The organism is Dehalococcoidia bacterium (assembly GCA_041653995.1).
Taxonomy (GTDB): domain Bacteria; phylum Chloroflexota; class Dehalococcoidia; order GIF9; family UBA5629; genus CAIMUM01.
Genome location: JBAZEK010000018.1, coordinates 1 through 8982, shown reverse-complemented (window position 1 = coordinate 8982; position 8982 = coordinate 1). Strand labels below are relative to the sequence as shown.

General features: G+C 55.3%; 15 protein-coding genes. 7 read left to right on the top strand and 8 right to left on the bottom strand.

From position 1 onward, the window contains the following. The 6 genes from WC359_14005 to WC359_13980 all read left to right on the top strand — a co-directional run. Positions 1-657: right-handed parallel beta-helix repeat-containing protein (locus tag WC359_14005; GenBank protein ID MFA5401559.1), on the top strand; the 657-nt coding region annotated here is incomplete at its 5' end. A gap of 51 nt (positions 658-708) precedes the next feature. After that, complete coding sequence (locus WC359_14000; GenBank protein ID MFA5401558.1) at positions 709-924, top strand: hypothetical protein; 216 nt, start codon at positions 709-711, stop codon at positions 922-924. 4 nt (positions 925-928) lie between these two features. After that, positions 929-1243, top strand: a complete 315-nt coding sequence (locus tag WC359_13995; GenBank protein ID MFA5401557.1) for a hypothetical protein — start codon at positions 929-931, stop codon at positions 1241-1243. After that, the gene (locus tag WC359_13990; GenBank protein ID MFA5401556.1) at positions 1240-1449 is read left to right on the top strand and encodes a ferritin family protein; all 210 of its coding nucleotides are present in this window, start codon (positions 1240-1242) and stop codon (positions 1447-1449) included. Before WC359_13995 ends, WC359_13990 begins: the two co-directional genes overlap by 4 nt. A gap of 111 nt (positions 1450-1560) precedes the next feature. Next, on the top strand, positions 1561-1953 hold the full coding sequence (locus WC359_13985; GenBank protein MFA5401555.1) for a hypothetical protein: 393 nt from the start codon (positions 1561-1563) through the stop codon (positions 1951-1953). 287 nt (positions 1954-2240) lie between these two features. After that, a complete protein-coding gene (locus WC359_13980) occupies positions 2241-2432 on the top strand; it encodes a hypothetical protein (GenBank protein MFA5401554.1) in 192 nt (63 codons plus the stop codon). 70 nt (positions 2433-2502) lie between these two features. On the opposite strand, the gene WC359_13975 is transcribed toward WC359_13980, so the two are convergent. The 8 genes from WC359_13975 to WC359_13940 all read right to left on the bottom strand — a co-directional run bounded on the left by WC359_13975 (position 2503) and on the right by WC359_13940 (position 8016). Beyond that, positions 2503-2850 (bottom strand): hypothetical protein, encoded by a 348-nt coding sequence (locus WC359_13975; GenBank protein ID MFA5401553.1) that lies wholly within the window; start codon positions 2848-2850, stop codon positions 2503-2505. Further along, positions 2847-3149 (bottom strand): hypothetical protein, encoded by a 303-nt coding sequence (locus WC359_13970; protein ID MFA5401552.1) that lies wholly within the window; start codon positions 3147-3149, stop codon positions 2847-2849. Before WC359_13970 ends, WC359_13975 begins: the two co-directional genes overlap by 4 nt. A 23-nt stretch (positions 3150-3172) precedes the next feature. Continuing rightward, positions 3173-4087, bottom strand: a complete 915-nt coding sequence (locus WC359_13965) for a tyrosine-type recombinase/integrase (protein MFA5401551.1) — start codon at positions 4085-4087, stop codon at positions 3173-3175. A 28-nt stretch (positions 4088-4115) separates the two neighbouring features. Beyond that, positions 4116-5510 carry a hypothetical protein gene (locus tag WC359_13960; GenBank protein ID MFA5401550.1) on the bottom strand — a complete coding sequence of 465 codons (1395 nt, stop codon included), beginning with the start codon at positions 5508-5510 and terminating at the stop codon, positions 4116-4118. Positions 5511-5562: 52 nt separating this feature from the next. After that, a complete protein-coding gene (locus WC359_13955) occupies positions 5563-6000 on the bottom strand; it encodes a hypothetical protein (protein ID MFA5401549.1) in 438 nt (145 codons plus the stop codon). Beyond that, positions 5966-6727 carry a hypothetical protein gene (locus WC359_13950; GenBank protein ID MFA5401548.1) on the bottom strand — a complete coding sequence of 254 codons (762 nt, stop codon included), beginning with the start codon at positions 6725-6727 and terminating at the stop codon, positions 5966-5968. Before WC359_13950 ends, WC359_13955 begins: the two co-directional genes overlap by 35 nt. A 42-nt stretch (positions 6728-6769) precedes the next feature. Continuing rightward, positions 6770-7492, bottom strand: a complete 723-nt coding sequence (locus WC359_13945) for a hypothetical protein (protein ID MFA5401547.1) — start codon at positions 7490-7492, stop codon at positions 6770-6772. A 146-nt stretch (positions 7493-7638) separates the two neighbouring features. Beyond that, positions 7639-8016, bottom strand: a complete 378-nt coding sequence (locus WC359_13940) for a hypothetical protein (GenBank protein ID MFA5401546.1) — start codon at positions 8014-8016, stop codon at positions 7639-7641. Positions 8017-8549: 533 nt separating this feature from the next. Between WC359_13940 and WC359_13935 the strand changes: the two genes are divergently transcribed. After that, positions 8550-8982, top strand: a 433-nt coding sequence (locus WC359_13935; GenBank protein ID MFA5401545.1) for a hypothetical protein, incomplete at its 3' end; no start/stop codon positions are given.

Here is an 8982-nt window from a genome sequence, read left to right as displayed (position 1 = left end):
ACCAACGTGTTCATCGAGCACTGCTACATCCATAACTTTGGAAAAGCGGGCGTGTACTGTGCTGCGACCACGACGCCTAGCGGGACCATTTATCATGCCACGGTCAGGAACTGCGTGATTGCGAACATCGGCCTGCTCTATGAGACCGGCAAGTACGGGTGGGGCAACGGCGTGGCCATGGCCAATGGAGGCATGAGGACCACGGGCAGCTATGGCCGGGGTAAGATGCTAGTGGAGAACTGCATCATCCACCGCTGCTCCATGCACACTGTGGACTTCGAGCCAGGGCAGAACTCCATAATCCGCAACAATTATCTGGCGACACCTGCGAGACAATATTATGACGCTGGAGGGGCGAAGGACCCCTGGAACGTGGGCTTACAGCAATATCCCTATGGCGGGGTCGTGTCTAGCGGTACTGCGGTTGCCTCCACGGGGAACACCATCACCAACAACCTGGTGGAGACTGGGATGGGTTGGGGCATAGTGCTTGCCGATGCCACCACGACCGGCAATTCGGTCACCAACAACATCAACGATGACGTCAAGAGCGGCTGCATCACATACTCCAGAAGCGCTCCCACAGGGCAGGACTCCGGCAATAGCTGCTCCACATTCTCCAGCTACTCCCTCAATGGTGACGGGTTCTCGCCCTGAGCATCAAACACTTTAAGCTCTTTTATTTCCATACACCTTAGTGGTATATCCATGGCCTGCCAAACATGCGCCCCCCAGGGAGTCTATGCTCAGTACGAGGTTGATAGATACGGTGTGTATGGACCCATCCCATCCAAGACCTGGCCCCCACCCAGTGTAGAAGTTGGGAGTGAAGGCCTATCTCCGGGGACGGTCGCGGTCATCGCCGGTGTATTGTTGGGCACCATCCTCTTCGCCAGGTTCGGGCTGGGGGGCAGAAGGAGATGAGCATATGGTAAAAAAACATAAAAGCTGTCTCACTGGCATCGAAGAGGCCTTGATGATGGGGTATGACGTCGACTGTCAAATCTCTAAAGGAAAGAAGCGCTCGACCATTGAGTTCAGCCAGACTGGAGAGACCCATGGTAAGTATCGCAGTGCTCTTAGGTTCGGTGTAGCCGATGAGAAGATGGATATTGAAATCAATATGGCATGGAACGAAAGGGGCATGGCAGTGAACTATCCAATTACAAACACTGAGAGGGCAGAGAATGTCCTGGACTTCTTGAAAGATTTGGGATACAAGGTTGGGAATGTGAAACGATGACCAACTCCAGGTCCAAGGCCTGTACCATTCTCAGAAGAGCTGCCAAGGACGAGGCCGAGGGCGTGGCCATGTATCGCAAGCTGGCTGTGGAGCTGGATAGGGCTGGGTATCGCGGCTTAGGTGGGAAATTCAATGCCATTGCCAATCAGGAGAAGGTCCACGGGGGCGTGGTCAAAAGGGCCTTGCGTCAGGTGTGTAAAAAGTAGGCACGATAAGCATTACATAGGGAATGACCCGTTATCTTTCTCAGCAAGCGGTTGACATTGGGGTCTCTCATGTGGTACTATTTCCTTTATTTTTGGAGGAAGAAGACAGGTATGTATCTCACATACCCACGGTCCGTTGCCCTGGGTGAGACCATCAATGTCGACGTCTATCTGGTGGAGCTGAAGAAGATGAGCGGACTACAAGGAAAGAACATCAAGGCCGACATAACCGACCCCAATGGGTCGATACATGTGTCGGACATAATCACCGATGAGAACGGAGCGGGCAGCATAGATTTTATCGCTGACCTGGTTGGAACATATGCGGTCGCCTTATCCTATGCCGGTGATGCCGACAACAAGCCCTGTTCCAAGCAGTTCTCGGTCGTATGCAGGGAGCCTGGACCCACCTACATGACCATCGAGGTGTTGAACCAGAATCCCAGACCGGGCGACACTGTGCCCATAAAAGTAACGCTCTTGAGCGGGATAGAACCCACTTAAGACCTCTTATTTTTTTATTACGTCAATGGTCGTTCTGGTCCATCGTCACCACTACTAAGCTCTCAGACGCCATATTAGGGCAACGAGGTACATCCGTGTTCCAGCCACCGCAATGGAGGCAATGCCGTACCTGTGTAAAGGACCAGGGGCCGTGCTATCTACCGTGCAGGCACAAGCTGTCGCTGGACAAGGAGACGTGCAGGCATTCCCGCATATTCTACATAAGGATTAGGTCGAGAGCGCCAAGTATATCTCTTCCTCCGGCCATACATGGCTGAGGTATTCCGATGGATACAGGACTGTATGGACCTGGTGCAGGTGTGGACGAGGACTATATCCAGCTCACCAATAGGGTCGAAGGCTGGGAGGCCAGAACGGCGTCTCCAGGAGTGGGAGAGGCCGTTCCATTGGGCATCGTCCTCCTTGCGTCCTTCGGTGCTCTGTACCTCGTGTACTACGCTTGGAAGAAATTACGCTGACCATGCTCCTGGCCCCCCTCTCCTCCTCGTCCTCCGACCCCCTCGTGGACGATTCTAAGGGCCAGGAGAGTTATTTTAAATATGCCAGGGGGTAGGCCGCTTTGTATGCATTGCCCCATCCAGGGTCCGCGACCTTTGCGGGATTGATGCGATAGTAGCTCCTGAACTTGATGCGCCCGGTAAGCTCCGGCGCTTCCTCGGTGTTCACGGAGAGCACCAGGCCCAGGCGCTTCAGGGTGGACATGTAGTTGGTGATTGCTTTAGCGCTCGGGGGCCTCCACCCATTGACCTCGCACTCGGCGCGGACGTGCTTGTAGATGCTGTACACATAGTCCTTACCAGGGCCAAGGCTCAATAAGTATGCCCTTATCATCTGCCCGGTGGGAGGTTTTGCCACGATGGGGTAACTTCTTATCACCTGATTAAATCTTCCATCGCAAGCTGCTTACCGCTCTTCGTTCTCTTGGGTTTGCCTTTCTTGACCGGCCTGAAGCCTACTGACGTCGGGCGCTGGGTCGCTTTGCTTATGCGGATGTACCCAGGGCAGCGCGTGGTGCCGTAGCCCTCAGGTCTGTTCCCGGCAAAGAACCTCTTCATACAGCAGCCCTCATTGCTCGTGCACTCAGCGACCATGCACGGCTGGTCCTCCTTCTTGAACTTGCGAATGGCCTGCGTCCCATCCTCGTGCTTGTCCAGAACATTATGCAGCTTGCTCAATGCTTTCCCTCCATCTATCTTACTTACTCGCCACCGGTCAGTGGGTCCTTGCCTCGCGTGGATGAACGCAGGGCCTCGGTGTCGGTGTGCGCGTACCTCAATGTGGTGGCCATGGACCGGTGGCGCAGGGTGGAGCCGATGTCCTCCAACGGGGTGCCCTGCATCCTGAGGTGCGTGGCCCTGGTGTGCCTGATGATGTGCCAACCGAAGCCTTCTCCTTCCGGTACCTTGATGCCCGCTCGCTTGACCATGCGATGCCAGATGTCGTTCGCGGTCCTGGTCGGTATAGCTCGCCCCTCGCTCATGAACAAGGGGTCATTGGGCCTGAGCTTGCGTCCCAGCTCTTTCTCCAATAGCTCAAAATAGTGGTGCAGCTCGCTCACCGAAGATGGGGTGAGCGGTATGACCGCGGGGTTATTGGTCTTGTCCCTGAACTGCTCTTTAGAGCCAATGTACAAAGCTTCCCTACCCTGAACGTCCCAGTTGATGAGGTCGTCCATGGTCCGCGACACGGCCTCACCGATACGCATGCCCGTGGCATATATTGTCAAGAGCATCGCTCTCTCCAGCCCATCATACGCTGCTTTGTAAAGTGCGGTATACTCCTCGAAGGACAGATACTTGGGCTCGTCCAGCACGACCGCGGGTACCTTGATGCCCTTGGGAAAGGTCTTCTCCGAGAGCCTGAAGTACGCTCTCAGCCCGGACTGGTAGGTGCGCAGCGAGGATGCTTTGAGGGGTTTGCCCTCGTCGGTCAGGTAGTTCTTTTTCAAGAAAACAAAGAAATCGATGGCCGATTCCGAGTCCATGGCCCTCTTGTTCTTCTTGAGCCAGATAAGGAACAGACGCACCGATTTGACATAGGTGCGCTTGGTCTCCGTCCTCTTCATCTCCAGGTCAAGTCGTTGCTCGAAGTGCTCCAAATCTAGTTCGACCACGTTACTATTACCAGCGGACCAGTATTTATTATCTTCGTGTGAACAGCCATGTGGCAAGACCTATGCCCGCCACGGCCAGGAGCGGAGGTATGTAGGCACCGTTGCCTGGAAGGGTCTTCGGTCCAGAGCCTGTGGGCGTGTACGTGCATGATGGGCAGCGCACGCTCCACTCCGCTTGTGTGTAATCACAGCTCAGACGCCCAGATGCGTTGTCGACCACACAATCGCAGGTCCCCGTTGTCCTGGAGCCTAGGGTCTCCCAGCCGGTGGGTATGGTCTCCCCACCGTTGGTGGGGACCGCACGCGGGACGATGCACGCATGGTGCATGCCGACCGATTGCATGTCTATGGCCTGAGACTCCTTCCAGGCCTGCCAGCCATCCTCGAACCTGCCCCACTCGGTGTTGATGGCGAACTTACCGACGCCCTCGGCCACGTTGACTATCGCGCCCATCAGCCCGGTCCAGTGACAGGTCGAGGCCTCAGGATTGATGCACGGTCCGGGGGAGCACTTGTAGTTGATGGACGACGAATAGTTGTCGCAGAAGTTGCTGCTAAACTCATAGGCATGGAAGCCCACACCATCCAGTCCGGGGCTCATCCTGTTGATGTAGTCAGCGGCCTGATTGATAGTATAGATGGACGAATCCCAGAAGGGAGTGCCATCGAAGGGGGTGATTCCATTGGTGAGGCGACACGGGTACTGAAGCTTGCCACGTATGGACGTGACCATATCATCGACCCAGTTGATGAAGGCCGTCTGCCTGTCGCCACCGATTCCCCATGATGTGCCCATGTCCTCCCAGACCGCGGTCTTGACGTTGTGCTGGTCGGGCTCGTTCATCAGCTCCACAGCGATGAAGTTATCGAAGGCCGAGCATATGTCACAGACGTGGGCGACGAAGGTGGTCCAGAGGTCAAAGGAAGTGGATGTGGACGTTACCAGGTTGTCGGTGGTGGAGGTACCGGACGCACCGGATGATGTTAGGCGTACCAGGGTGGCTGTGTAAACATTATTGTACAACGAGCCCAATGGACCGATGACGAAGTACACCCCGGACGCTTCCAGTCCCTGGAGGAAGGCCTTGAGCGTGGCATCGAACTGGGCCGGGTCATCGATGTACGAGTCGAACATGGCTATGACGCCCTCGGTCGAGTGCAGCCCTAGGCGCAGCAGATTGTGACCGGCACGTATCAGTCCAGTGCCATAGCGGTAGCCGAAGGTCGCCACCTCGGACGCATTCCGGGGATTGAAGGCCACCGTGAAGTTGGCCACGGTGGGCACTCCAGTGGAAGATGGTGTGCAGGTCTCGCCATGCGTGGCTGTGTAGAGCACATGTGCCAGTGTATAGGAGTCGTTAGTGCCGCGACCTACAAAAGCAACGCCGTCGTCATACAGCACACCATCAGTTAGCGTGACCATGGGATATACCGTACAGACATTGTTCTGACAGTTGATTAAGGTTTAGATGAGGTCATGCCTGATATGTTCCCAGGACCTCAAGTTCCTTGGATGCGTCCAGTTGCAGCTCCCCTACGGTAGTGGCGGTGATTGTGTATGTCCCCAACCGGTCCGGGGTCAATGGAAAAGATACTATGCCGTTCTCGTCCGTGGCCATATAGCCATTGAAGCCTATGCTCGCATCAGGACGGTACGCAAAGATGCTGATGTACGTCCCTACAATCGGCGTACTGCCATCCATGAGAACTATGTCGATGTTCACCGTATCTCCATAGGACATGGAATCGACGCACTGGATGGTCAGGCTTGGGCCGGGAGGGGGGGCCTGCATCTTCTGAAACAGCAGATAACCGATGGCACCAGCGGCACATCCGGCCAGGATAGCTGTCAGATGTTCGCTCTTGATTGCCACGTCATCACCTCGCGTATTGGTAGAGGTTGTAGTAGCCATAGTAGCTTGCGGAGGAGAAGGGGAACAAGATAGGCACCATCGCGTCCGCGATATACCATGCATGGTTCATGGAGATGCATGCGCACACCTTCTTGGTCGCACCCGGACCCCAGGTCTTGCCCGTGTTGCCGATAGGTCCCTTAACATAACCGACCACGACGTTGGATGTAGCGCTATAGTTACGGAGGAGGGAGGCCAAGAGGATTGCACGCTCGTCGCCGGTCCCTACGCGCTTGCTCCATATCCAGCTCGCATTGTGGAAGCACTCGGACCTACCGGAGCAGATTTGGGAGTCGGAAACATAGGATACTACCCTACCTACATAGGCTGTAGCGTTGCTCACAGCAGCCGCGAGCTGGTAATTGCTGGCGGCATATAGGCTCACAGCCATGGTTTTCATTACCGAGGGGATTATGAGATTCTTGACATAATTGGTCCCGCAGCCAGTGGTGGTAGAGCAATAGGGCACTCTGGAACTAGCAAGAGAGAGTGTCGGGAGGTTCACCGCCCCTATGTGTTGACGTGAATCTTCAAGCTCAGAAAAATCCAGGGAGAGCATCTCCTCATCGCTCATCACGTAGGAAGCATCGGGGTCAGGATATGGTAGCTGCTCAGCACCCATCTCCGAATCGAATAAAGGTGGATGTATCTGTCTCTTCTTCAGAAAGTAATCGACCGCCACCACTGCACCGCCCAATGCAATAGGCCACAACCATTCCTTGTTCATCGGATATACCCATTGGAGTAATGGTTCTGCACGATGATAAACCTACGGAGGGCTCTGCCCCTTGGCCAGATAATATTTCTCGCGGTCATCACAGTCCAGGACGAAATCGGGACCGAGCCAGACCGTCGAACTTCCTCTGTGCTTCCTTCGTGTCCTGGTCCGGGAATCACAAGCGCCCCAGGTCCATGCCGCCACCTGTAAATCTGCTGGGGTCATGTCGCACTCGGCTGCCAGCTTCTTGACCAGGTACTCCCCCTCTTCCTGAGCTTTATCAGGGATGGACATGCCATGATTGGTGAGGCGTGGCTTGACGGACGGTATGAACCCATGCTTCTCTGAGATGTACTTGTAGACCTGGCGGTCCAATGCAACTGCATTGTCATCGCCCAGGTACTCCCTCATCAGCGCCGTTCCTTTCCGGCCCATGCCGGGTATCAGGCGGTACGCTCTCTTCTTCTGCGCTCTCTTGGTCTTGAAATCGTGGGGATGGACGTGCGCACAGTTCAGCGCTGCTTCGCGGTCGTTCATCCCGACCTGCTGATTGTGTAAGTAGCACTTGGACAGCTCGGCTAAGACGGGTGCTCTCTTCTTCGAGAACTCGTACCTATAACCCATCCCGCCCTGTGCTTTGATGGGCTTGTTCAGGAACTCCATGTTCTTCTCGGCATCCAACCAGGCCTCCGGGCCTTTCTCTACGACGGCATCGACATATGGTTGGGTCTGGGAATAATCAACTGGAGCGCCGTGCAATGCGCCGGTGACCAATGCATAGTAGGGGTCATCCTTGGAGCTGGACTGGATGTACTCCTTGACGCCCGTTTGCAGCTCCCACTCAAGGTCACGTCTTGCTCTGCACTCTTGGAAATGCCTTGCCAGGGAGATACCTCAATCCCACATAGTATTGGCCAGACTTAATCCTTCCTCCTCTTGAGATACCACCAGACCGCCGCTGCACCGCCTAGCAGGCCACCGATGGGCACTCCGAAATACAGCCCGTATGCCCATGGCGTGACCAGTGCATCCACGCTGCCCTGGGCGAATCCATTGGTGGTACTGCCATTGTAGGACACATAAATGGTCAGCACACCCTCCTCCAGCCCCCTGACCATGGTGCTGTACAATCCACCCTTGGTCGTCTGGACCACGGCCACCTGTCCCTGGGAGGTCGCTATGTCGAGCATGACACCTTCCAATGGCAGGCCGTTATCCCCGATGAGCTGACCGGAGACCGAGAGATGCCCTCCGTGCCATATCATCGGCAGGGAGGCCTTGGCAGTGAGGGACGACATTACATCGATATGCATGTCTGGATTATAATAATTCAATTGACGATGACATACTGTTATCTGATTTGGTAAAAGAGCGAGCTACCTCATAGTGTATTAAATTGAGCATTCAGCATAATAAATTCCTAGCTCGCAGCATGCTGAGCCGGGCTCCACCCCTGGTTCAGCATGTTATGGGCCTTGCTGCCTGCCGTAGAAGGTATACCGGCGATTGTAGAGGGTCCCCCCACCCCTAGAACTCCTGTTTTTGCATCAAAACCCCCTGGCTTTTCGTTGAAATATAGGAATCCTGGTCTGGGTAGCATCCGGGGTAGATGCTGAAATATCAATAAGTATAATACTTATTGGGCTTTATGGGGTACCCAGGACCCACCGGTACCAACACATTACCAGCAGAGGGTTTATATCCTCAGACTGTATTATGGTACTTGGTCAGGATTTAGGCCGGGTTGGCAAAGCGGCCAGCCCTTACGTGCCTGGGGTGTGAACCCGATGGGGGGACTTCTGCATCCTGATTCTGTTGGGAGAGTAGGGCTATGGACGAATCTGCAAGCACCACAATGGCCAGCGAATACGCTGGCATGTCTGATTTCGACCGGATTATGACCGAGGGCCGCGATAGGGCCCAGGTAGTCCCCGTTTCCGCGGAGCCGGTCAAGGTGAAGAAGCGGCTGACCCATGAAATCGCCCTGTCTGAGGCCGGTTCCCTGGTCGTTTCATTATCCTGGGAGCGGGTCCAGAACGTGACCCCTGCAAGCCTTAACGGCCAGAGGGGCACTCAGATGGGGACCGTGGCTCTTGACCAGGTCAAGGGCCGGGATGAAATATCCAAGCTCACCCGAACCCTCTGGAGGCCAGAGCCTAAGGAGGTCGTGTATGGCAGAGAGTGGAAGGGTCTGTTCCCATCATCCTACGACCAGTGGTTCGATGATTCCACTGGACCGGAGGCTGGTTCGAGGGACAACCCCC

Bases quoted from the DNA above. Each gene is read 5' to 3' on its own strand.
- WC359_13995 (MFA5401557.1), top strand. From the start codon at position 929: ATGGTAAAAAAACATAAAAGCTGTCTCACTGGCATCGAAGAGGCCTTG.
- WC359_13960 (MFA5401550.1), bottom strand. From the start codon at position 5,510: ATGGTCACGCTAACTGATGGTGTGCTGTATGACGACGGCGTTGCTTTT.
- WC359_13955 (MFA5401549.1), bottom strand. From the start codon at position 6,000: ATGGCTACTACAACCTCTACCAATACGCGAGGTGATGACGTGGCAATC.
- WC359_13990 (MFA5401556.1), top strand. From the start codon at position 1,240: ATGACCAACTCCAGGTCCAAGGCCTGTACCATTCTCAGAAGAGCTGCC.
- WC359_14000 (MFA5401558.1), top strand. From the start codon at position 709: ATGGCCTGCCAAACATGCGCCCCCCAGGGAGTCTATGCTCAGTACGAG.
- WC359_13940 (MFA5401546.1), bottom strand. From the start codon at position 8,016: ATGTCGTCCCTCACTGCCAAGGCCTCCCTGCCGATGATATGGCACGGA.
- WC359_13980 (MFA5401554.1), top strand. From the start codon at position 2,241: ATGGATACAGGACTGTATGGACCTGGTGCAGGTGTGGACGAGGACTAT.
- WC359_13950 (MFA5401548.1), bottom strand. From the start codon at position 6,727: ATGAACAAGGAATGGTTGTGGCCTATTGCATTGGGCGGTGCAGTGGTG.
- WC359_13985 (MFA5401555.1), top strand. From the start codon at position 1,561: ATGTATCTCACATACCCACGGTCCGTTGCCCTGGGTGAGACCATCAAT.